Annotated in this window: 21 protein-coding genes and 2 pseudogenes; 12 read left to right on the forward strand and 11 right to left on the reverse strand. The window is 57.3% G+C overall.

From position 1 onward, the window contains the following. Positions 1-703: 703 nt before the first annotated feature. Positions 704-892 carry a hypothetical protein gene (locus G3N95_RS17810; protein ID WP_205971402.1) on the forward strand — a complete coding sequence of 63 codons (189 nt, stop codon included), beginning with the start codon at positions 704-706 and terminating at the stop codon, positions 890-892. A 614-nt stretch (positions 893-1,506) separates the two neighbouring features. Here G3N95_RS17810 and G3N95_RS17815 read toward each other — a convergent pair. The 3 genes from G3N95_RS17815 to G3N95_RS17825 all read right to left on the reverse strand — a co-directional run bounded on the left by G3N95_RS17815 (position 1,507) and on the right by G3N95_RS17825 (position 2,983). Then, positions 1,507-1,749, reverse strand: coding sequence for an AbrB/MazE/SpoVT family DNA-binding domain-containing protein (locus G3N95_RS17815; RefSeq protein ID WP_205971403.1), 243 nt, complete (start codon positions 1,747-1,749; stop codon positions 1,507-1,509). Positions 1,750-2,079: 330 nt separating this feature from the next. Beyond that, complete coding sequence (locus G3N95_RS17820) at positions 2,080-2,490, reverse strand: hypothetical protein (RefSeq protein ID WP_205971404.1); 411 nt, start codon at positions 2,488-2,490, stop codon at positions 2,080-2,082. Between the two features lie 88 nt (positions 2,491-2,578). Continuing rightward, the gene (locus G3N95_RS17825; protein WP_205971405.1) at positions 2,579-2,983 is read right to left on the reverse strand and encodes a lipocalin family protein; all 405 of its coding nucleotides are present in this window, start codon (positions 2,981-2,983) and stop codon (positions 2,579-2,581) included. 388 nt (positions 2,984-3,371) lie between these two features. Between G3N95_RS17825 and G3N95_RS17830 the strand changes: the two genes are divergently transcribed. After that, positions 3,372-3,758, forward strand: coding sequence for a hypothetical protein (locus G3N95_RS17830; protein ID WP_205971406.1), 387 nt, complete (start codon positions 3,372-3,374; stop codon positions 3,756-3,758). Positions 3,759-3,899: 141 nt separating this feature from the next. On the opposite strand, the gene G3N95_RS17835 is transcribed toward G3N95_RS17830, so the two are convergent. Then, positions 3,900-4,211 carry a hypothetical protein gene (locus G3N95_RS17835; RefSeq protein ID WP_205971485.1) on the reverse strand — a complete coding sequence of 104 codons (312 nt, stop codon included), beginning with the start codon at positions 4,209-4,211 and terminating at the stop codon, positions 3,900-3,902. A gap of 138 nt (positions 4,212-4,349) precedes the next feature. Beyond that, complete coding sequence (locus G3N95_RS17840; RefSeq protein ID WP_346778384.1) at positions 4,350-5,330, reverse strand: restriction endonuclease; 981 nt, start codon at positions 5,328-5,330, stop codon at positions 4,350-4,352. A gap of 130 nt (positions 5,331-5,460) precedes the next feature. Here G3N95_RS17840 and G3N95_RS17845 point away from each other — a divergent pair, with 130 nt between their 5' ends. Next, positions 5,461-5,697 carry a hypothetical protein gene (locus tag G3N95_RS17845; protein WP_205971407.1) on the forward strand — a complete coding sequence of 79 codons (237 nt, stop codon included), beginning with the start codon at positions 5,461-5,463 and terminating at the stop codon, positions 5,695-5,697. Between the two features lie 125 nt (positions 5,698-5,822). On the opposite strand, the gene G3N95_RS17850 is transcribed toward G3N95_RS17845, so the two are convergent. The 4 genes from G3N95_RS17850 to G3N95_RS17865 form a co-directional block, all read right to left on the reverse strand. Then, positions 5,823-6,080 carry a hypothetical protein gene (locus tag G3N95_RS17850; protein ID WP_205971408.1) on the reverse strand — a complete coding sequence of 86 codons (258 nt, stop codon included), beginning with the start codon at positions 6,078-6,080 and terminating at the stop codon, positions 5,823-5,825. Positions 6,081-6,595: 515 nt separating this feature from the next. Further along, positions 6,596-7,114, reverse strand: coding sequence for a hypothetical protein (locus G3N95_RS17855; RefSeq protein ID WP_205971409.1), 519 nt, complete (start codon positions 7,112-7,114; stop codon positions 6,596-6,598). A 1,752-nt stretch (positions 7,115-8,866) separates the two neighbouring features. Then, on the reverse strand, positions 8,867-9,499 hold the full coding sequence (yfcF, locus tag G3N95_RS17860) for a glutathione transferase (RefSeq protein WP_205971410.1): 633 nt from the start codon (positions 9,497-9,499) through the stop codon (positions 8,867-8,869). A 163-nt stretch (positions 9,500-9,662) separates the two neighbouring features. Next, entirely contained in the window at positions 9,663-10,379 is a 717-nt protein-coding gene (locus G3N95_RS17865; protein WP_205971411.1) for a peptidase E, read from the reverse strand. Between the two features lie 381 nt (positions 10,380-10,760). Here G3N95_RS17865 and G3N95_RS17870 point away from each other — a divergent pair, with 381 nt between their 5' ends. After that, positions 10,761-11,375: a tyrosine-type recombinase/integrase gene (locus G3N95_RS17870; RefSeq protein ID WP_205971412.1), complete on the forward strand. Its 615-nt coding sequence runs from the start codon at positions 10,761-10,763 to the stop codon at positions 11,373-11,375. A gap of 1,301 nt (positions 11,376-12,676) precedes the next feature. After that, positions 12,677-13,372, forward strand: coding sequence for a response regulator transcription factor (locus tag G3N95_RS17875; protein ID WP_205971480.1), 696 nt, complete (start codon positions 12,677-12,679; stop codon positions 13,370-13,372). On the opposite strand, the gene G3N95_RS17880 is transcribed toward G3N95_RS17875, so the two are convergent. After that, positions 13,365-15,383 carry a hybrid sensor histidine kinase/response regulator gene (locus G3N95_RS17880; RefSeq protein WP_205971413.1) on the reverse strand — a complete coding sequence of 673 codons (2,019 nt, stop codon included), beginning with the start codon at positions 15,381-15,383 and terminating at the stop codon, positions 13,365-13,367. The genes G3N95_RS17875 and G3N95_RS17880 overlap by 8 nt on opposite strands. 709 nt (positions 15,384-16,092) lie before the next feature. On the opposite strand from G3N95_RS17880, the pseudogene G3N95_RS17885 reads away from it, so the two are divergent. The 5 genes and pseudogenes from G3N95_RS17885 to G3N95_RS17905 all read left to right on the forward strand — a co-directional run. After that, positions 16,093-16,422: pseudogene (locus G3N95_RS17885) on the forward strand (integrase); the annotation flags it as partial. A gap of 432 nt (positions 16,423-16,854) precedes the next feature. Beyond that, positions 16,855-17,304: pseudogene (locus G3N95_RS17890) on the forward strand (OsmC family protein). A gap of 208 nt (positions 17,305-17,512) precedes the next feature. Beyond that, a complete protein-coding gene (locus tag G3N95_RS17895; protein WP_205971414.1) occupies positions 17,513-17,974 on the forward strand; it encodes a MarR family transcriptional regulator in 462 nt (153 codons plus the stop codon). 250 nt (positions 17,975-18,224) lie between these two features. Beyond that, positions 18,225-18,902, forward strand: coding sequence for a VOC family protein (locus G3N95_RS17900; protein ID WP_205971415.1), 678 nt, complete (start codon positions 18,225-18,227; stop codon positions 18,900-18,902). 108 nt (positions 18,903-19,010) lie between these two features. Beyond that, positions 19,011-19,868 (forward strand): enoyl-CoA hydratase/isomerase family protein, encoded by an 858-nt coding sequence (locus tag G3N95_RS17905; RefSeq protein WP_205971416.1) that lies wholly within the window; start codon positions 19,011-19,013, stop codon positions 19,866-19,868. Positions 19,869-19,945: 77 nt separating this feature from the next. Here the strand turns inward: G3N95_RS17905 and G3N95_RS17910 are convergent, their stop codons facing one another. After that, positions 19,946-20,539 carry a TetR/AcrR family transcriptional regulator gene (locus tag G3N95_RS17910; protein ID WP_205971417.1) on the reverse strand — a complete coding sequence of 198 codons (594 nt, stop codon included), beginning with the start codon at positions 20,537-20,539 and terminating at the stop codon, positions 19,946-19,948. Positions 20,540-20,863: 324 nt separating this feature from the next. Between G3N95_RS17910 and G3N95_RS17915 the strand changes: the two genes are divergently transcribed. Both G3N95_RS17915 and G3N95_RS17920 read left to right on the forward strand, forming a co-directional pair. After that, positions 20,864-21,568: an SDR family oxidoreductase gene (locus tag G3N95_RS17915; RefSeq protein WP_205971418.1), complete on the forward strand. Its 705-nt coding sequence runs from the start codon at positions 20,864-20,866 to the stop codon at positions 21,566-21,568. Positions 21,569-21,685: 117 nt separating this feature from the next. Next, complete coding sequence (locus G3N95_RS17920) at positions 21,686-22,528, forward strand: alpha/beta hydrolase (protein WP_205971419.1); 843 nt, start codon at positions 21,686-21,688, stop codon at positions 22,526-22,528. The last annotated feature ends 513 nt before the right edge of the window (positions 22,529-23,041 follow it).

A 23,041-nucleotide genomic window follows, 5' to 3' on the forward strand; every position in this document is an offset into this window, starting at 1 on the left:
TACGGAAAGTATGCGTCGCCGCCGTGACGAGTTGGAGTTTGTCGTCCGAGAGAGCCTTGGAAAGAGATGCCCGAGTGGTGGAGTCGTTGTGATCGCCGAATCGTGAAGGTTGTCGCGTACGCCTGTGAGTTCGGCGCCGCGCGCGAGCGAAGCTCACGCTTAGTCGCTCGCTTGGGTGCAGGGTACAAAACTACTTGCAAAAGGGGAACAAAAATACGAACGCGCATCGACTGTGCCCCTCTTCGTCAACCGTATTTAACATAATTAAAGTTAGCAAAGTTATGTAGGATAACTATATATAGTATGACAGAAAATGGTGGGAAAGCTGGCAGCGCCTTTCTCACGGGGGACTGGCGGTCCGGGAGTCTTGCGCGTTGGCGGGCCGGGTAGCCATGAACGCCGCCATCGAGGCTAGCGGCATCGGCGTTAAATTTTTCCGAGCCGAGATCAATCGCGCGACGATGTTCTACGCGCCCAATGGACGCTGCAGGACTCGGCAATGATCTGGCAGTTCAGCGAGGCGCTCGGGATGGTGCTCGTCGCCCATGCCGACGCCTTACCGGCATCGCATGCTTTTGCATGTCGCAGACCGGCAAACTGGACGCGCCATATAATAGGCTTGCGAGGAAATTCGAGCGGGCGGGTGATATGGGAGCAACATTTCGCTGCGTGACACCGCGTGCATCAGACGAAGGAGGTGTCTATGGCTTTGAAGGGATCTAGCAAACTGCGCCCGAAGGTGATAGCGCTGCAGAAGCGCGGTGTTGCCGTGATCCTGCAACGTACGGAGGCGGCGGCCGAGAGCGGCGCATTGACGGAACAGAAGGCTCGTGAGACCTATCGCGCGACAGCGCGACTGCGGACGCGACGTACTGCAGCCTCAGAATCGTAACAAGTCTTGCCGTAACGGAGCGCCGCCAACAAGTGGCACTTTTCTTCTATGTGCCGCGTCAGCATCATGCACACTCAACTGTAAACGCGTCGTGGGTTCTGCGACTGGCGCGAGATGCAGGTCACGCTGTTCCTCCCAGACTGAACCAAACTCGGCCAGCGGTCCGCGCAGACGCCCTTTAGCGATCGATCCTGGGATCAATAGCATTGTCTCCCCGGCGATCGACAACTTTTTGTATATCTGCGGGCACCGGCGGTTACCGCGCTAAGGCCGACAGCACGCGGCGTTGCGCGACTGGGTCGACGACCGCAGCATGGCGTGGATCGCGAACGTGCTGCGGTCCGGCCCCATAGAAAATCTGCTTCGCCTAACATACAGCTAGCCGCGATAACCCGCGCCTTATCGCGGCAAACATGTCGGGGGCTGGCGTCATGTCTGTGGGGAGGGGAGGGGGCGGAATTCAGCGCCCGATCGGTCAGTGCGATCACCGTGCCGATCGCCGGCTCGTTGCTCGCAACCAGCGGTTCGGCTCGTTCAGCCTTTGCCCTGATCGTCAGAAGACTAAAACGCGATAACGTTACTGTCGACGGCGAACGGCGTCTGTGCTTCAATGGTCATTCAGCGTTCTCCCTCTCGCTGAGCCGTTCACGATCAAACTTGAAGTCGGCGGGCAGGCGACCACGATAGTTCCGCAGACGCTTGATCCGTTCATCGACTGTGGGCCTTTTGCTCGCAGAGAGCGCACCAGACTTGTCTGCGACGATTTCGATGTCGTCACCTTCCTGCAGTCCGAGCGCCTCTACGACGCGCGCGGGCAACCGAACAGCAAGGCTGTTACCCCATTTTTCGACTTGCATGGTTTCCCTCGTGGATACACGTTCTCTGTACATCGTATCTGTGCTCGGGAAGTTTTCAAGTCTGATGCTCCGACGCAGGAGTAGTCATGCCGTTTGCTTTGGAGACCAAGCCGGGCAAGGAGGAGGGCGCTAGCATGATGGAGGTGATCGGCCAGAGCTGACGCTCGAAGATAGGCGGGGTGCGTCGGCTGCGGATTAGTTTGCTGCCATTCGCAAACTAGGTCGGCGAATGGCACTTCTCGCCGTCAACGAGTGAGTCTTGCCGACCCTCAGGAGACTTTCGACCCTCTCAGGAGCGGCCGTTCAGATCGCCGGTGAGGCTCTACCCGGCTAGAGGTACTTGAATTTTATGATTTGCACTTTGCTATTGAATCGGGCAGCTTTGAACTGAACTGGCTCTGTGGTGTTTGCAGTTGTACGCTCCATAATCCACGGAATCGGCCGATACGTCATCGTCCGGCCATTGACAATTAAGTCCAGTATCTCGTATTCCGTAACATAGGCATACGTCAAAAATCGTCCACGAGATTGCCACTCCCAATGGGCCGGCACAGTTCGCTTGGCTACGATCGTGGTCATTCCAGTCTGTGCTTTCACTCCAGCAAAATTGGCAATCTCGAACAACGCTTTGGCGACACAGGCGACGATGACCGCGTAGAAGAAGAAAAGCACACCTGCGCCACCAAGTTGACCGCGATTCAGTAACGTGAATGGAAGCGACACAACGTTATGCAAAGACACTCTTGATCTCAGCACAGGGTTACCGGTACGCCGCGGGACGGTTTCCTTGCGGATGGGCGGGTGCGTTTAACTTTGACCAGAGAGACCTTCACGGTTTAACCCGATGATCCGTGAATTCATAGTCGGCCATGCAGTCTGCCGAAGGGTCTCGCTCAATAGCCGAAACATGAACGGTATCTTTGTCTGTAAGAGTGTAGGTGTAGACATCGGGTGTAGGGACGCCCACAGTGGTGAGTGAAATCTTGTCGCCCTTTGTTTCCCACTGGCCCCGCTCCACATTCAGAAATTGAGTCCTTTCAGGATTGTTGTAGAACGCAACTTCAAACTTGCCGTCCGAGGATCTTTTCATAGTCCACGCCATATAGGAACACTTGCCATCCTTGTCCCTCTGCCCCTGCCAGGTGCCAACCAAACGATCATCGAGAGCCGAGGCGAGATTAGATACGGAGAGAAGAACCGCAAAAAGTAACAGATTTCGAGTTGTGATTTTCATAGGGAATTCAAGTAATCGATAACAATTATCACGCTCAACCAGATACGTCGGCCCCCCGTCCATATCCAAACATAGAGCGCTCACACCGGCTCTACGGCAATTTGGCGTGAAACTTGAGCGATCGACTAGAGGCTGTTTTCGGATTGCCCTGATCGTCAGGACGTCCGTCCTAGCCGCATTGAACGATTTAGCCGCTGGCGTCGAATGACGGTAGTGGCAAGCGTCCGGCAACCAGGCGCGCCGATCGTAGCAGGTGCAGCCTTTCATGCAAAAAGCATAAAGCGACCCGGAGCTGTCCGTCGATCTTCTCGGTAGCGGTCATTAGTTGTTGGGTTTGTGCGTTGGTATGATTCTGATTTGATCGAAAGGAAACGAGATTGAACAACGAATGAGACTCGATATCGAGGGTAAAGCGGCCATCACCGCGCCCACGCACACACAGATCGCTCGCGCGCTCAAGTCGCTGCGAAGCTACGGCAAGTCGTCTTATGCGTCATTGACTGACGATGCAGGAAACTACGTGCAGGTAGCTGGCGGCGGTGTAAGCTGCATGATCGAGCGCTTCGAATTCGGCGGCAAACGATGGAGAGGGTTCCACGATAAGCCTTCACCTGTACGGCCGGACGGCACGATCCTCGTCTTTCGAGCGGGCAACATCCCGATGCGATCCGATGAATGGTTCACGTCCGATCAGGTCGTGGAAGTATTTCTGGCGTTCCTTTGTGACGCACCATATCCGCCATTTGTTCACTGGCGGTTAGCGCCAAGCTTGTGAGCCAGCGACGCAATCGAGCCGCAGTCGGAAGCCTTCGACGCGCATTATCGACGTTCATGGCCCTGCCGTTGATTGACCGAAACCGGCCGTTTGTGGAAGCTGAATCTCATCGACGCTGAGGGCTTGAGTTGGTCCGTAGGCTCACTTCGGCCGTGCAAAAATTGTTCGGACTTCGGTTTTCCAGTCGAGCAGCAACTGGGCGACGCAGTTGGAATGTTCAGGATTCGCATCCAGACCCATTCGCTCGCTCGCGATGCTGTCAAGGTATGCCGCGATTATCGACGCATTCGCTCCCTCACCCTGCAGCATTGAGAAAACGCTGGGCAGGTACCCATAATATTCGTCGCGTGCCGCCGGGCTGTTCGCGACGCCAATCGGGTCCCAAACATAGAACAGAACTTCGTCCACTCGGCGGTACAGTTCCAGTTCATCATCGGCCAACTTGTGTCCCATCAGCTTTCCCTTATCTCACCACTCGCCCATCAAGAGACGGACACGGAAATTGTCCATGATCTAGGCGTCGGCGTCGAGCGACCGTTCATGGCCGAGAGCACCAATTCAACGGAGTGGTCTACAGTCGGGCATCGCAAATTAAATCCGCCTCTCGTCTAGAACTTGCGCCGCACGTACCATAGTGACTCTGCATCTGGGATAGTTGCGACAGCCCCAGAACAATCCGCCCTTCCCCTGTCGCTCCACCATCTTCACGCGACAGGCTGCACAAGTTGGCGTCTCGTAGTCGCCTTCGAACGCCAGCGCAAGTAGCTTTGCCTGTTTGTCGGCGTCAAGGGCACGAATGCGTTCGACAATGCCTGCGCCATCCACCAATAAAATGTCAGCCTGAGAGGCATAGTCCCGAACTGGCTGGCCGATGAACCCTGCGAGTGACCAAAAGACGCCGCGCTTTACCTTTTTCGAATGCATGACGCCGCCGAGAGCCCTCACTTGTTCCACCTTCACAGGGGTCCGCCATGCTTTGCACTGGACGACCGCAATCGGAGCTTCCCGCCCCTCCCGGTATAGGGTGGCGTCGATACCGCCATCAGCACCATATGGCACCGTCTTTACGGTGAAGCCCAGGGCCTCGTAGTACCAGACACACAGCATCTCAAATCGCTTCCATTCAAGTTGTTTGATTGCATCGATGGTCCATTCTGTGGGCTTCGCAAGCGACACCAAGCTGGCTTCGTCGATTCGGCCTGCTCTATCCGAATTGAGCCTCGTGACGGGTACGCTCGTGCGGACAACACGGAGAGTAGGTTCCTTGCGCAAGGGCCATACCGAACCCGGCGCAGAATCGGACGCCAACTTACGCTTCCGGGCACGCAGATAGGCCAGCAGCCCAAGAATGGCAAACATCGTTGCCGGAGCCCATGCAAAGAATCGACTCATCCCGGCCACACCGCGCAGGACGCGATTCGAAGCCATAGCTGCCGGCAGAACGGCGTAAAAGGCTACATAGCTCGCCAACGCCAGCAAAGCCGAAACCCACCACGGCGCATCCAGCAGAACATCACGGACAGACGGCTTGCTTTTCCTGCTGCCCATCTTTAACCCCTTCTTCCTGTTCAAGTCCATTCCGGGGCAAATCTGTCAGAGGCGCACAAGCATCGGCAAGTTGCGCGACTTCAACATCTACAAGTTAGTGTAGTAGGCATTCGGCGGGTTTTCGGAGGCGCGCCGCTCGTTCGAGTGACCACACATGTGTGCGGCGAGCGGAAGCAACGGCCGGTTGCCCGCGCTGGGCGATGAGGCCACGTACCTGTCGATGGTGAAGCTTCGGCTCATGGCGCAGTCGATCGACGCGTACAACCGGCCAATAGTTGCCGAACACGAAACGCTGAAGGCCGTCATTCCAATGGCTATTCACTTCGGAACCTGCTGGATGCGTGACGAGGCGAATCGGCCTGAGCTGACGTTCATGAATTGCGGTTTGTGAGGCCGCTTCAGATTCCTTTCCTGTCGTTGGGATCTGTGCGATCGCGAATGTCTTGTTCAATGTGACCGAACTCACACTCTCGACCCGGAGCCGACGTTCAAGGTTGCCGAAAGCGGTCACTCAACTCACTCAAAAGCGCGCTGTATCTGATTGATCAGGGCTGCAAGTTCGGCGTTGTCGCCCCACATGTCGAATTCCCGAGTGGCAATCAGTCCCATTGTGAGTGGCCCCTGTTTTGGCTCCGACGATTCGCCGGAAATTTGGGCACGGCACCACGTCAATTGCCGATGAATGCTCTGTACATTTGGCCATGTGGGAGCCACCAGAGGCCCGATAGCTGATAGAGCTGCATCGATCTTGAGTAAGAGTTCGGTGTTCGTCATGACGAAGAAATCCACGTGCTACCAGACCGAAAGTGTGACTAACGTTGATGCAAGCGGCAATGTTCCTCGCCTAGTTTGTAATGTTGTCGCGTATCGATTTAGAGTCTTTCGGCTCCCAGTACCCGCCACTGCCGTGATACGTTTCTGCGTGCAGCCAAAACATCTCATCGCAATGCAGACAGCGAAAATGGTACTCGATGTAGTCGTCCCACGCGGCTCCCTTCGCGAGTTCGGCAAACGAGACGGAGACCCAAGGACTGTCGGGAACTACCTCACCGAGTGTTCCGTCGGCGATGTTCTCCGCGCCGATTTGTATCGCTTTGCGTAGCTCACGAGGATGTCTGATTGCATAGCGAACGCAAAGATCCTTACATCGTGCACATGCCACAAAAGACTCCGTCAGGTTTTCGCTGCGTTTTGCAGAAAGTTCGGTTGGTATCGGCGAGTGCGGCGAACAGGATTGTCCACGATCAGGGCGGCAGTGTCGAACGCCCGTTCATGGCCGAACAGAGATGTCAGCATTCTTCGACCAGCGGACTACCCAGTGAGCGCCACGCGATTCGTCGATAGGCTCCTTGCAGCAAACCTTCATCGCGAAAGCGTTCGAAAATTTCTGCCGGGGACCACCCCGGACCTGCGGCGAAACAGAACTCGTGCGCGCGCAGCCGATCGAACAGCGCAGCTTTCTCGCTATCGCCTCCGACGTTAATCGCGTATGTCCCCGACTCGTCGTTTCGACATTCGAAGCCCATAGCAACAAGCGCATCTTGAAGTCCAACATGGGAAGCTTTTACAACCACCTGCGAGGAGGATGCCTCGACAACATAACCGGTATCAGACATATGATTGTTCAGCCAAGATGACCAACGCTCGGAACATGACAAGACCATAACGTGTTGAACTCTTCCATCGTCGTTTCTCGCGCCTGGAACCTGCGGATCAGCGTTTATCGCAGTCAAAACGGGGGACTGGCAGCAATCCGAGTTGTGTTCCTGATGCAGTCCGCTCACCGTCCGCAAATCCAACTCGCCCATCGCGAAAGAATTCCAGCTTGCGAATCTCGTAGCGATCCGAGTCGAGCACGGAGAGCAGACGGACCGGTTCTGCCTCGAAATCATGCTTCCATACGACGTCGATCGCAATGAATCTCTCTCGCATTGTCCCGCTCTCCTGGTGTGCCAAGTAGCCTCACTTGCTGCTGCATCGACGGATTGTCGGCGATTCTGGTACCGAGTGCGAGTGACCGTTCCTGGCCGATCTCGCTCAAAAACGCGACCGGCTAAATGCCGGCTGATCGGCCGACCCGCGACGACTTAGTTCAGTTCCTTACGATCGTTGCACTCTCGATGAGTAAGGCGGAGGAAACCCCAGCACACCGAACCACCGATGATCCCAACTGCAACCTGTAAGCAAGTAAAGCCTATGTTAATCGACGAGTGCACCGTCTTTCCCACGTTCCTGCTGAATATGTAAGGCCACAGCCACGCCCACAGCGATAGCAGACTTCCGAGGAAGATATAGTAAGTCAAGTGTTGGACGCGAAGCCTCCACGCCAAGAAAATTCCGGTCGCGTAGAGGGGCAGTACTGGAAGTCCAAAGAAGACGAAGCAGCCAATCACTGCGCCAAGTTCCAACTGCAAGAGCCGTAGGACATGGTGACCAACGTCCGACCGCGGAAAGGCTAGGATTAGGCTGCCCCGACGAACGGCAGCGGCTACCTCAAGGGCGGGAAAGAATGCCGCCGCGCCCCCAGCCATTGCAATCGGATATGCGATAACCGCCCGCCAAAATGTTATGAAGCGATTCGCGTGTTGCGACATTCGAGTCCTTGAAAGGGGGCGTGCCCTCGTGTTGCGAATGATGTTAGCGAAGCCGGTTGTTAGCAATCTGAGGCGCCTTCGCGATTGACCGTTGTTGGCCGACCGTCGCCTTATAACATTCGCGTAGCGGGCCGGCACCTAGGACTGCAGAGTCGCCATGAGCACCCGCTGGCTTCGAGGAGGCGGTGATTCACGGGGGTGGAGTTCGGCCAGTAACGACAAACACAACGAATAACGAACGGTCTCGCAAGGAATGCAAGAAATCCCGGGCTGCAGAGATGCCCTCGTCGACGTTGTTTCCCTCGTAGAACCAATTGTCGTGCGTGGGCTCAAGACCTCGTCCGTCTGACGTTGCGCGGTAAACGTCCCCGCCAAGGACCAGCCATTTTTGGCCTGCAAACAGGTCCAACGCTTGCCCTGCTTCAGAGAGATCTAGCGCGGCTTCCTTTAGGCCCATAACTTCAAGCGACCGTCCGCTCCGAGCGTAAAGTTCGAGAATCCTGGAGATGGTCATTAACACTCTCGTGGCGCTGTCTAGCGAAAAACTGGATGGATTGACAAGTCGTCGATCGGCGAAAGACGTCGGATTGTCAGCAATCAGAGGGCGATCGTCAAATGACCGTTTGTGGCCGACAGTGAACCGAACAGGAGATCGGTGTCACTGCTTCGCCGGGTCAATCCATCCCGGGCGAAGTCCGCGAACGTGTTCTTCTCGGACCCGCTCGATCGATTCCGCATTGCCTAGCTCGGCCTCAATCTCGCCAACGCAACCCCAGCAGTCACCGCCACAGTTCATCGACAAGGGGTCGTCGGGCTGATCGAGTGCTCGTCCACATATCCGGCATTTCATCGGTCGTTTTCCAGGGTGTGAATCCCGCCAAATTGTCGCGGATTTACGCCGGTATGTCGAACGGCCGATTGTGGCCGGCTCCCGTCTCGCGACGAACAACGCCGCTCGTATTGTTGTCAAAGCGGAGGCCTGCTTAGCTCGGCCCACTGCTGCACGGACTCTCGATCCCATTGGCGCGTTGCATACGATGCAAACCTCGCGGGAACGTTGTCGCCATTCATGACAAGGCGATTGAGCATGAGCGCCAGATCCGTGTCGGCTATACACCACTCACCAAAGAGATTCGATGCATCCTCTGAGAGAAGCCGGTCGACTGCAAAGTACAGCTTTCGCACTGCCAGCTCCGCTTCGGCCGAAAGCGCCGGAGCCTCCTTCTTATAAAACACTACCTCCGTCGAGCGCTCCTGACGAATGGGCATCAGGTCGCTTCTAAGCCACGCCTGAAGTTGGCGCGCTCTTGCACGAAGTTTTCGGTCACGAGGATAAATCAGCGTTTCAGGGAATGTCTCATCCAGATATTCGGTGATTGCCGTTGACTCGGATAGCGAGAAATCGCCGTGTTGCAATGTAGGTACTCGCTGAGTCAACGATTCGACAGCGTAGCGCTCTACGTGGTTAGCGCCGATTCCAAGATCAACCGCAGAGAGCTCAAAGTCCAGTTGCTTTTCCCGGAGAGCAACGAACACAGACATCGCGTATGGGCTTGCGAACTGTGCATCAGCATATAAGCGAAGCGGAGGTTGGGACATGGCGCCATCCTGGGTGATTGTTGATTTTTGCGGCTTGGTGCAAGCCAACGAGATAAACAGCGTCGATGATTGTCGGCGATCTGGATATTGGTGTCGACCGGCCGCTGGCCGCATTGCGTCGCATGACTCAATGCAGCTAGCGTGTCGACGGCTCTGGGCCACGTCAGCCGATGCAAACGGTCGGCAGTGCGGTCTCGGTTACCGAATTGGCTTCACGGAAGACGCTATGCGCTGTCGATCCCGGTCGCCATGAAAATACGCGGTCGATAGAGGCGCCCTCGTACAAGACCGCCGAAAAATCGTCAATCGCAACCGAAGCAGGAATCGCACTAGCTTGGAGGGCGGCGTGTAGCGACGTACGTCTCTTCGGATCGCTGCTGTAGTGAACAGCGCAGCCGCCCGGTAGTAACCCCAAACAGTCGAGCGGACGGTACGTCGGCCCCCAGAATGAGTCAGTGAGACCGGCCTCGAACCAGCACATGGCACCCGCGCTCATGCCCGCAATTAGAACGCCGTCTTCCCAAGCCTTCCGCAACGCCGTGTCGACTCCCCACTCGCGCCACACGGCGAGCGCAGACCTGGTATTGCCGCCACCAACGAATATCGCGTCCTGATCTAGAAGTCGTGCAGGAAATTCGGCGACGGGAATAGACCTGGCCTCGGGTTGGCGAAAGAATGCAAGGTGGGAAGTGTCGCTGCCTAAGTCGCCGTAGGCGGCGTGGAATTTGTCCAAATGCGCCGGAAGGTCACCGCTGGGTGTCGCGAGAAAGCAAATGTTTGGTCGTGCCTTTCCTGTTAGGCTGACGAGGTGCTTGTCGATAGGCGATGGCCCATCTTCCATCATGAAGCCGCCACCACCTATGGCAAGGATACGTCGCATGGATGCTCCACTCATTGACCGTCGGGCGCCTCGCAAATCGTTCGGCGCTCGGTCCTGATTGTCGACGAAGTAGGCTGCTGCGTCGAATGTCTCAAATTGGCCGTCAAGACTCATCCGCCGTTACGGCAAGCCGACGTTCGACCGCATGTCATCGCGAACGTCAGCAAAGCGGCGTAGTACAGCCGCATGGCGGCTGAACGGCGAGCACCGACCATAGCCGAAACGCCTCCGCCGGTCATTTGGTCAAACTTCGACCTGAATGGGCCACCGAGTCACGATGGTTGAGAAGGCGCCGACTGCAACAATCGCCACGATTGTGAACATTCGCGAGAGTGCAGCAGCTTCACAATGAAACTCCCATCCTTCCTGTGGGAGTCTGCCATGAAGACCGAACAATCGCGTGAAGCGTGGAACAAAGGCAAGCTGGTCGGCCAGAAACCACCCCTCAGGCCTAAAGACGTTTGGGCCATTCGGATCCACCTTCAGAACGCTCATGCTGTCCGCGATCTTGCCTTGTTCAACCTCGCGATCGACAGCAAACTGCGTGGCTGCGATCTCGTGAGTCTGCGAGTTCGCGATGTCACCCACGTCAATCAGGTCTTACCGCGGGCGCAAGTCGTTCAGCGAAAGACACAGCGTCCCGTGCAATTCGAGCTGACTGAGCCGACCCGCTCTGCAGTCCGAGCGTGGCTCGACAAGGCCGCGCTACGGTCGGAGCAGTACCTCTTCCCGAGTCGACTGTCGACGTCTCCGCATCTTTCTACCCGGCAATACGCCCGGATGATAAGTCGATGGGTGGGCGCAGCAGGACTTGATCCGACAGTCTACGGCACACATTCGATGCGCCGGACGAAGGCGACCTTGATCTATAAACGCACGAAGAACCTGCGAGCCGTCCAGTTGCTGCTCGGCCATAGCAAGATTGAAAGCACAATCAGATACCTTGGTATCGAAGTCGATGACGCGCTTGAGATTTCGGAACAGACTGAACTCTAGCGCAGTCAAGGCTGGCCGCACGACATGATGTTGCATGCGCACTCGTGCGGCCACTTACCGTCGCGCCGCCGTTCTGGCGGAGCAGCCGAGTTGCTTCCGCCAGGCCCTTTCGCGGAGCTTTCATCCGATTGACGGCAGCGCATTGGGGATCCAAGCGAGGACCGTCGAGTACAGTTCGGCCTTAGCTGACGCTCAGGCGCATCGCTTGTGAGGCCGATTCAGCTTGCTTTCCTGTCGTTCGGACATGAGGTAATCGTACCTTTGTTAATCTGGCGATAGGCGAGTACAGAGCCGCCCTCCGCAGGCGTTCGCCAGTCAGCGGACATCGCAGGTGACAAGTCACGCTGGTCAAAATGCATTGCCTACTTTCCGTCGAGTCCGCCAGATCTCGAGATCCGTTTCGGTCCGCCAGGCCGTCACGGTAGCAAGGGTAGGTAATGGAACCGAACGGCCATTCCCTCCTGTCACCCTAAGACAAATGATATGTCCTTACGTCGCGGGACGTGATTCCCGGCCCTGCACGCCGTTATTTTCTCTAAAGGTGTCGGAGTATGAGCTACTGCGCATCTCAGTTTCTCCCGCGCGAAGATGACACCTGTCCCTGGAGTAACCGGTGCCACTATCGGAATCACGTAAAGGCCAAGAAGGGGCAGTGTTCCGCCCCTTCTTGGCCTTTGAGGTCGATCAATTCTTTTTTCATTCGGCGATAGTCTGCGCATAGGTTGATCTAATAGAGGTCTTATTCGTCGGTAACGACTCCCCGTCCGATGATGTCTCCAAAATTGTCGCGAATCGGGCACGCCGACCCAACCGGTTGCGCGTCGACTGATGGGTAACGAGTAAAATATGGACCGTATCGGCATACTGTGCCCATGAGAACGCCGTCGAGAACGAATGTTTGTGCTTGGGCTACAACCATCCATCCCGCTGAAACCGCGGCGATCGCCATAAATTTCACTACAGTCTTTTTCATTTTAAAATCTCCGATTAAGGATTGCCCGAGAAATTATCCAAACGAATTGAAACATTGCATTTATATGCTTATCGAATATCGAATTGCGCTTGAAGAAACGTTATTTCGCTTTGTATCAAAGAATCAATTGCACACCCTGTTCTATGGTTCCGTCGACGCACTTTGGATACGTCAATGATTATATTTTCGTCGACGGAGACCTTTTTCGATACCGTCGATATTGAGGGGGATTCGACGTTTCTAGAAGACTACTAAAAGGACCCCTCCAAATGAGGGGTGTCACTCCAGATTGAATGCCACTATGATCGGTCTAGAAAAGGAGGCAAATATGGGCTGCGGGTATTTCGGAACTGTACTGCTCGTCGAAGACGAGGGCCTTACACGAAGCGCCATGAAGAGCCTCATTTTGGCCAGCGAGCCGGAACTGTGTATTGACGAAGCGAATGGCTTTGAGCAGGCTGTGACTCGGCTTGAAAGTAAGGCTTACGATCTAGTATTCCTGGACTACAGATTGACTGGCGAGAAATCAGGCCTTGACTTGCTCAAGTGGATGCAAGAACAGGATCGCGAAGTCCATTGCATTATGCTTTCCAGCCAAGACGACCGCGAGACAGTGTTCGAATGCATCAAGAATGGGGCGTGCGGATTTATCTCAAAGGCCAGTGAGGAAGGTGGCGCTGTGTTCCAGGAAGCTCTGCACACAATCCTAAGAGGGCGGATCTATTTGCCAAACACGGTGCTGGGAAAAGGAGGTCATAGCCCGCGACCGACCACGATTAATCGCGGTATTTCAGTCGAAACGCTGAACCTTCCGCCGAGACTTGCTGTGACTTTACGCTACGTCCTACAAGGCCTTTCCAACAAAGCGATCGCCAGAAAGATGGATATCACTGAAAATACCGCAAAGGAATACTCAAGCGATTTGCTCGCACGGTTTAATGTGACGCGCCGAACATTTCTGATTGTAGAAATGGCGCGGCGTGGTATCGAGATTCCAAAGGGAAGTCCGGACATCTCTACGTGACTAGCCCGGAAGGGGAAGACGACGATGTAGTTGGCACGATCTCAAGGATTTTCTTTTTTAGCGATTCAGCTGTGACTGGCTTCGTCAAGATATAGCGTTCTTGAAGAATCTCCAGATCTTCCAACCGAGCCTCGCCGGTGATGATCAAACACGGGATGTATCGACCGAGCCTAGTCTGCGTAATTTCAATGACATCGCGGGCTGTCGTGGAATCGGCCAACCGGAAGTCCGTGATTATGAAGTCCGGGTAGCGTTCAATCGTCCCGAGTATCTCGTCGAGTTGAGAGGCCGAACTCACGGATTCCACAAGCACCCCCCATTGCCGAAAGAGCGCCTCCATCGCCGCCCTTACAAGCCCGTCGTCTTCCACCAGCAGCGCGTACAGTCCCGATATCTCACCAATCGGTGGGCTTAATTCGAGAGGCGCCGCACTGGATGTCTTGAGGATAGGATTTTGGCAGATCGGGACTTCGACCGAGAAGCGTGAGCCGTTGCCCTGAGCGGATTTAAGCTCGATCCGATGTTCGTCCAGCATCGAAATCATGGCGTTGACCGTCGCCAATCCAAGGCCCAATCCCCTCTCTCGATCGCGATCGGGGTTACCAATCTGAAAGAATGGTCTGAAAATCGCGTCCCAATGTCGCTGTGCAATTCCGATTCCATTATCCACGACGTCGATTCTGACGCGATTCACGCTGCGGACAACGCCTATGACGACAGCACATCGAGGTGCTTTATTTGTGTCCGCGTACTTTACGGCGTTGGAGATGAGGTTTGCCAGAATCCTCCGAATCCAATGCGGGTCGCTTCGCACCCAGATGCTTGCGTTTGCTGCACATTTCAGCCGTAGCGCAATGTGCTTCTCTGCAGCAAATGGCAGAGCCTCTTCGACCACCTCATGGACAAGGGGCGATAAGTCAAAAATGCAATAATCCGGACACACACCACCGGCCTCGAGTCTGGATAAATCTAGCACCGCGTCGAAAAGGCGTGCCATGATGACGGAAGACTTCCGCGCTTGGGTTACCAGCTTTTGAGATTCTTGGAGATCGCCGCGTTCTGTCGCTTCCGCGGCGGCGGCAAGGAACATATGAAGCGCATGCATCGGTTGCCGGAGATCATGAGTTGCCGCTGCAAGAAAAGAAGACTTCTCCGAACTGGCGTCTTCAGCAGCGCGCTTCTGATCGTCCTTTAATCTGATCAAGGCGTTTTTCTTCGCAGTCTGCTCGTTGTGTGATGCTTCCAGCGCCTTTTGCTTACGAGTCAGATCATCATTCAGAATTTCCAGACTATGCTTCGATAAGGCGAGTTCTCTCTCTGCAGTAAATCTTTGACGCGCGTGGCGTTCAGAATGAACGTTCACGCAAAGTCCCACTACCATTACGTTAAGCAGCCAGAACATCTCGATCAGGAAGCTCTCGATATCCAGAAAGTGTAACGTGATCTGAAGGAGTACGATAGTTGAGACGATGATGCATGCTAGCCAGAACGCCGGTTTAGCCATCAGCTGCGGCATGCCAAACAAATAGAATAGAGCCAGCGCCATGCTTCCCAAGAACGGAAAGACATTAAATGGACTCGGAACAACCAAAACCATTAATAAAAGCAATCCGGCCGCACTGCCAACCATAACCAAGAAGATGTGTTGTGCCGTCTTTTCACTCGAAAACGTGCTTCGAAATGAGAGTGCGATGACGATTCCACAAACTGCAATTCCAATGAAACGCAAAACCAGGACCGTTGCCAGAACAGCATGAAACGCAGCATTGCGGCTCGCAGAGTCGAGTTCGACCCACGCGAAGCACGTCCACACGAAGAACCCCAGAATTACAGCGACACGACGGAATCGCTCAAAACGCCGGCCATGATCGTCGAGGAACTCCCGCTCAACATTAATATCCTTAAACGGTGTCGGGAAACTGAGTGTATCCGCTAAGCTATCCCATAATTCCAGCGCGGCGCCACGCCACGGTGGCACCTTGTGTGGCTTCCTCGCGGGGTGAATGGCCATTTTCGATTTTCTCACGGCAATCTAATCACCATTCAATTTAGTCGACAAACGGCTTTGACAGAGAAAAATTCCGATACCGTAATAACCATCGAGCAACCGACCGTCGCCTCGCGGCTCACCTTCCTTGAAAAATTTCCCGTTAACAGTTGCGCCTTGTACTCGATTAATGCGCGAACGGCAACCACAACAATCGGCCGTTGAACGAAACCGCACACGCGGTAGGGGGTTCCGGCCAGGCGAGGCGGTTTGTGAGAGATGCGCAGCGCGGTTCCGTATGTTGGCGAATAGGGCAATCCGCCTCGTCCACCCCAAACTCTCGAACATCGCGTTGGCCGATCTGCTATCCCCGAGGAGCCGCCTTGGAGGACTGAGCCGCATCGTTGGCTGCCTGTGGATCGCTTACCACGCGACGGTTTGCGGTGCGTCCGCAAGTACGCGTTCGCGTGAGTGAAGTTGGCGTTCGCCGTCGGGGAAGTGAGAATGTCGGCAAAGCGACTCACTGCTGTCCGACGGATGCCATGCCTGAACGTCGGCTATGGCCGAAACACCTCCGCCACTCATCAGGCGCGTTTCGATGTGAACCAGGCGTTGAGTCTTGAGTCGCGATGGTCAAGGATGCGCTGGCGGCAACAATCGGCAAGATTGTGAACAGTAACGGCGGGAGCGTCGTTCCACAATTGAACTCCCATCTTTCTTGTGGGAGTCTGCCATGAAGACCGAACAACCCCGTGAAGCTTGGAACAAAGGCAAGCTGGTCGGCCAGAAGCCGCCGCTCAGACCCAAAGACGTTTGGGCCATCCGGATTCACGTCCAGAACGCTCACTCTGTCCGCGATCTTGCCTTGTTCAACCTCGCGATCGACAGCAAACTACGTGGCTGTGATCTTGTCAGTCTGCGAGTTCACGATGTCACCCACGTCAATCAGGTCGTACCGCGGGCGCAAGTCGTTCAGCGAAAGACACAGCGTCCCGTGCAATTTGAGCTGACTGAGCCGACCCGGTCGGCAGTCCGCGCGTGGCTCGACAAGGCCGCGCTACGAATGACCGGAGCGCATCAAAGACCCGCCCGATGAACGTCGAGCATAGATCGGCCATAGCTGACCTTCAGGTATCGGATCTGTCAGGCAGCAACGTGTCGCTTTGCCGACATTCCCAGTTCGGCGGCGGCGAACGTCAGCGTTCACTCCTAGCGAACGAGTACTTGCGACCCACATGAGACATTCGTCGTGTCGCCAGGCGAGCGGCCGGTTCGCCCGGATGAGCGGCCGTTGACTTCGATCGCCAGCCCAGCATGTCATCAGTCTCGCCGGTATCTGATTCGGGCGGGAAGCATTTCGGCGCATTACATATCTCGCATGCGATCGAATCGCGACCGCTTGACATCGTCCAGCATCTGATCCACCATATATCGCGTGCGATTAACTTGTGCACTAATCGATGTTTCCCAGAAACCCTATATTTGCAAGGAATCAATCACGACCACGATCGACAAAGTTCTCTTTTCTGGTAACACACATACCACCGTGAACCGTGACCCGAGTGTGCAGCGTGGCGAGTACGGCGTCGTCGACCTCAAGCTGTCGGCACCCGGCGGTGAAAGCCTCGAGCTCATCGCAACGGAGCCGCACCCGCGAGCCGAGCAACTGTTTGCCGGGGCCTGGTCGGCCTGTTACATCACTGCGTTTGAGATCGCCGCTTCGCTGAAGAAAGTCGCGCTGCCACCGGATTACTCAGTGGATATCTAGGCGAACCTCGGCCAGACCGGCGCCGCCTGGTTCATCGGCGCTCACTTCAGGATTCGCGTGCCGGGACTCGCAGGGGACGTTGTAGAGACGATCGCCCGCAGCGCGCATGACATCTGCCCATACTCGAAGGCCGTGCACGGCAATATCGAGGTGGGCCTCACCGTCGTTACAGCGTAGTCGAGGCCACAGCGAGCAGACGCTCGCCGCCGGACGCGCCGACGCGTTCGGCGGCGCGCTGCGCCATCGGACGCCGCGCAGCGGGGCCCTTGTGCACCGCTAACCCGTGCACGCCGCGGTCGCTTGCCGTCTCGCATCGTCGTCGCGACGCAGGCGTCCTAGCGGCGAACTAGTGCAAATCTACCGGCATCTGCTAAAGATGCTACAAATGAAATCCTCGGACCTCCCGGCAACCGTGTCCTTTCCGCTCTCCGACTACCTATGCTTTGCCGTCTATTCGACAAATCTGGCGTTTGGCAAGGCGTACAAGCCGATCCTTGAGGAGCTCGGGCTCACTTATCCACAGTACATCACCATCATCGCGTTGTGGGAGCAGGACAACCAGACGGTAAGCGAGTTGGGTGAGAAGCTATTTCTCGAGTCCAACACCCTTACACCGATGCTGAAAAAGCTCGAGGCGATGGGTTACCTGGAGCGACGTCGCGACCCTGAAGACGAGCGACAGGTGCGCGTGAGTCTGACGAAAAGTGGGCGACGACTGAGCGAAAGGAGTCTGAAAAAGGACCTCACCAAGGCGACTGGACTCACATTGGACGATTTTGCGAAACTGCAAAAGGCCGTAGTGGCACTGCGCGGCAACCTCATCAAGTCTATCGAGTACCACGACTGAGCATGCCGCGGCTATGTTATATGCCCTCGCCGCCAATGTCGGCCGCGAGCAAGCGAAGATAGCGAATATTCCGGCGCCGTCGCCAACTAATGGCAACACGCTGAGAGGAATTCGTAATCCGGTCGAACTACCATATCGCTAACGTCAGGCCGCGATTGCATCCGCCCAAGCACATCCGACTCGGTTCGCTGAGCGGGTGCCGTCGTCAATCTCGACGACCGCGTTGCGGCCCAAGCAGTAGGAGATTCACATGAGCGTCGCTGCAATCGGGACCCCGAATGTGCCCGGTGTCGACATGAAGCTCGAGGTCATCGTCGTCCCTGTTTCTGACGTCGATCGCGCCAAGCAGTTTTACGACGGCTTGGGGTGGAGGCTCGACGCGGACTTTGCCTCTGACGACGGCTACTTCCGCGTCATCCAGTTCACGCCGCCCGGTTCCGGGTGCTCGGTTATCTTCGGCAAGAATGTCACAGCGGCCACACCCGGCTCCGCACAAGGGCTGTACCTGGTCGTCTCCGATGTCGAGGCGGCTCGGAAAGAGCTGCTGGGACGTGGGATCGATATAAGTGAAGTGTTCCATGATGCTGCTGGCGCGTACAGCGGCTCGGATGATCCCTATCTGTTCGGGCGAATCCGCGTTAGCGGTCCGGACCCCGAGCATCGCAGCTACCGCTCATTCGCCTCGTTTAGCGATCCTGACGGCAATGGCTGGCTGTTCCAGGAACTCACGCAGCGAGTGCCCGGCCGCTTGGACACAGACGCCACAACCTTCACCTCTACAGCGGATCTCGCGGCGGCGCTCCGGCGGGCGGAGGTAGCGCACGGCGAACACGAGAAGCGGACCGGCGGCCAGCGCGACGAAAATTGGCCGGACTGGTATGCCGAGTACATGGCAAGTGAGCAGGCAGGTAGGGACTTGCCTTTGTGAGCTGGAAGGCGCTTCAACCGGCCTGCAGAGGTCCCGACGTGCCAGGCGGAGCGAACCGAGACCGCTCGAACGCAGCGCTGGTCTACCCTACGCCTCAGGAGAAGCGCCATGCCCGATCCTTCGCAATTCGACATCGACCGGACCAATCCGAACCGGTGGACGGTCACCTTCAACAATCCGCCGATCAACATGTTTACGCCTGCCACGATCGACGAATTCGCCGCGCTAATGACCGACCGCGAGGCGGACCCGTCCGCGAAGGTCGTGTTGTTTCAGTCGGCGAATCCCGATTTTTTCGTCGCCCATCTTGACGTAGCCAAAGCAGCCGAACGGCCGGAGGTGCTGGGACTGTGGCGCGACTGCGTACTGCGCCTCGCGTCAACGGCGGTCGTGAGCATCGCCAAGATTCGCGGCCGCACGCGCGGCATCGGTAACGAGTTCGTGCTGGGCTGCGACATGCGCTTCGCCAGTCTGCAGAATGCGATATTCGGCAACCCGGAGGTCGGCGTCGGCCTGGTCCCGGCCGGCGGCGCGCTGGAATGGCTCCCGCGCGTGGTCGGCCGCTCGCGGGCACTCGAAATTGCCCTCAGTGCCGATGATTTCGACGCCGCCGTCGCCGAACGATATGGCTGGGTGAACCGCACGCTGGACGATGCCGACCTCGACTCCTTTGTCGATACGCTTGTCCGGCGTCTGGCCACATTCGACCGTGAAACGCTCGGCACAGCGAAAGCCCAAATCAATCGTTTCGGAGTGCCGACGGCTGCAGAACTTCAGTCGAGCATTGACCTGTTCTTCCCGGCCCTGGCCTCGCCAGCTGGGCAGGCCCGCCGCGCCAAGCTCCGTAACTTGGCCTATGGCGTGCCGAGCGACTTCGAAATGAACTTCGGCAGATACCTGCCTACGCTCGGGCAGACGGGTGACGGTGACGCAAACCCGCCGCTCACTGGCGCGCTGAAGGATTGAGCCTTTGCGAGCCAATCGTGCTACCCCCGGCGAGCGCCGCATTCGCACCCAGGGCTCCCGGGCCCGCAGGCGGCGTCTCAGTCATTCGAGCTGCTGCGGCGCCCGCTGTCCGGCGCGTCGACGAGCGTGCGCCGACCCACGTCGAGGATTTCGTCGGCGAAGGCCGGATCTGTGCCGGCGACGGCGCGCGACAGCACAAGTGCCCCTACCATCTGATTGAACGCTGCCATCGCGTCGCGACGGGTTTGTTCCGTCGACGCGCCGTCCGTGGCAATCATGCCAGCCAGCCGGTCGAGATACACGGCGAGGCCGCGCGCAAAGGACGAACGCGCCTCGTCGGTCATCCGGGGAACGTCGCCCGCGAAGCCGGACAGCGGGCACCCGGTCTCGATGTCGTCGCGATGCGAGGTCGACAGATAGCGCGCCGCCTGCTTCTCCAGACTTCCGGCGTTTGGCGCATCCGCATAGTCGTGCATCGCCTTTTCCATCACCGCGGCGACCAGCGCGTCCTTCGACTTGAAGTGGTTGTAGAAGCCGCCCTGCGTGAAGCCAGCTTCCTTCATCAACTCGGCCAGCCCCACAGCATCAACACCGCGCGCCCGGAACAGCCGTTCGGCAGCCGCAACGATTGCGTTCCGGTTCTCGGCGGCCTGCTGTCGTGTCACACCCATCGATCCCTCCCTTATCTAGACGATCGCGTCGATTGGAAAACACAATGTCGATCACCATTGACATGCCCGGATCGCGCTGACAGAATGCACCACAAGACGATGGTGATCGACATTGACATGAGTGTAGCCGACTTTCGCGCAGAACGCGAAGCAACGTCGGCTTCGGATGGCGTTCTACTGAGGTCTTTGAGGCCGCCGGGCGGGGCGAATTGGCGCCACCGGGCGGTGCAACGGTTCGGTAAGCAATGGCAGGTTTGTTTTCACCGGATCACACGCGCGCGGCGAGCCGGCGCGCATGCGATTCATCATGCGAAAGGATGAGAGATGAAGATCGAAGGTGCAGTTGTTTTCGTGACGGGCGCGAACCGCGGGCTTGGCCTCGAGTTCGCGAAACAGGCGCTTGAAAGAGGCGCGCGCAAGGTCTATGCGGGCGCGCGTGATCCGGCCAGCGTGACGCTGCCGGGCGTGGTGCCCGTCAAGCTCGACGTGACCGATCCGGCGGCCGTGGCTGCGGCCGCCGACGCGGCGCGCGACGTCACTCTGCTGATCAACAACGCGGGCATTGCGCGGTACGGCAGCCTGATGGACGAGGGCGCGCCCGAGGCGTTGCGCGATCACTTCGAAACCAACGTGTTTGGGATGCTGTCGATGTCGCGGGCGTTCGCGGGCAAGCTCGCAGCAAATGGCGGTGGAGCGATCCTGAACGTGCTGTCCGTCGCGAGTTGGATGAACCGGCCGCTCCTCGCGGGTTACGGCGTGTCGAAGTCAGCCGCGTGGGGGCTGACCAATGGCCTGCGTCATTCGCTGCGCGAGCAGCACACGCAGGTCGTCGGGCTGCATGCCGGATTCATCGATACGGATCTGACGAGCGGCCTGGAAGTAGCGAAGGCGACGCCGGCCGACGTCGTGGGCCAGGCCTATGACGCGATAGAGGCCGGAGCGGAGGAAGTGTCCACCGACGAGTTCACGCGGCAGGCGAAGGCCGGTCTGTCGGCAGGCATCTATCTGGACGAGCCGCCGCCGCGCTGAAGCTGCCGGAGCGCCTGAGCACATTTCGACCGCAATGAATAGCGACACGCCTGACAGAAGGATCGCCGCCCTAGGCAGCGCCACGGTGCGCGTGTCGCGCCAACTGGAGATTGAACGATGACTGGCAATAACCACAACACGGCCCCGACACGTTTCGTGGAGGCAGGGGGCGTCAAGTATGCGTACAGACGATTCGGCGCTGACACCGGGACGCCGTTAATCTTGCTGCAGCACTTTCGCGGAGGACTTGACCATTGGGACCCGCTCGTGACGGACGGCCTCGCCGAAGGGCGTCCCGTTATCCTCTTCAACAATGCGGGGGTGGCGAGTTCGAGCGGGGAGACGCCGGACACGGTCGATGCGCTGGCCGACGACGTCGCAATTTTTGTCAAGGCGCTCGGACTTCCAAAGGTGGACGTCCTCGGCTTCTCCATCGGTGGCTATGTCGCGCAGGCCTTCGTGCTGCGGCATTCCGATCTCGTCAGGCGCTTGGTGCTCGTGGGCACAGGCCCGCGGAACGGGGAATTGCGCAGCGACCCTCGCGTCTCGCAGGTCGCGGGCAATCCGACGCCCACCCTCGAGGACTTCCTGTTCCTTTTCTTCTCGCCGTCCGAGCGAAGCCAGCAGGCCGGACGAGCATTCTGGGAGCGACGGCACCTGCGCAAGGACGCCGATCCGCCTTCCTCACCCCAGACGATGATGGCGCAGGTCGCGGCAATCATGGAGTGGAACAAGCCGCGCGGCGACCGCTATGCCGCGCTGAAGACGATCAAGCAACCGACGTTAGTAGTGAACGGCAGCAACGACGTCATGGTTCCGACGATCAACTCCTACACGCTAGCCCAGCGCATTCCTGACGCACAACTCATCCTCTACCCCGACGCCGGGCACGGGGCGCATTTTCAGTACCCTGAGCTGTTCGTAGCGCACGCCAAGCTCTTTCTGGACTCCACTGATTAGCGATCGGATGGGAACGGGCGTGGTTGATCGCCCGTCTGAGACCCGACATGTCCGACTAGGAGTTACTGGGCTGCCGGCGAAGCCCGAAAGCCATCGATGATTTGGAACAGTGAAGACACGAACGCCGACGCCACATTGGGTGACGAAGAGCGTTCGTCGTTAACATTCGGATGGCGGGTTACGGGGCGGAGCTGACGACTGAACGTCGGACCGACGACGCATGTGAACGACGGCTTATGGCGGGGAACAAACCTAAACGATAGCACCAATTCGAGAACGCTCTGCAGATCGGACATTGAGACCTTCAATGGCTACGCACCGGCAACTGACGCGAACGGGAACTAACGGCCCAGAAGCGGCCGTTCGACGTCTGCAGGAAAATCGTCGACAATGGCGCTACGCGGGCCAAGTACAACAATGAGCGATGTCCAGTCGCTTCGCCAGGAACCTCGGGTGGGAACCCGTTCCCGGCCATCCGCGATGCGGGGTTCGTTGACGGCTTCCAGAGCAGCA

The sequence above is a fragment of the Paraburkholderia sp. Tr-20389 genome, from assembly GCF_017104565.1.
In the GTDB taxonomy this organism is placed as follows: domain Bacteria; phylum Pseudomonadota; class Gammaproteobacteria; order Burkholderiales; family Burkholderiaceae; genus Paraburkholderia.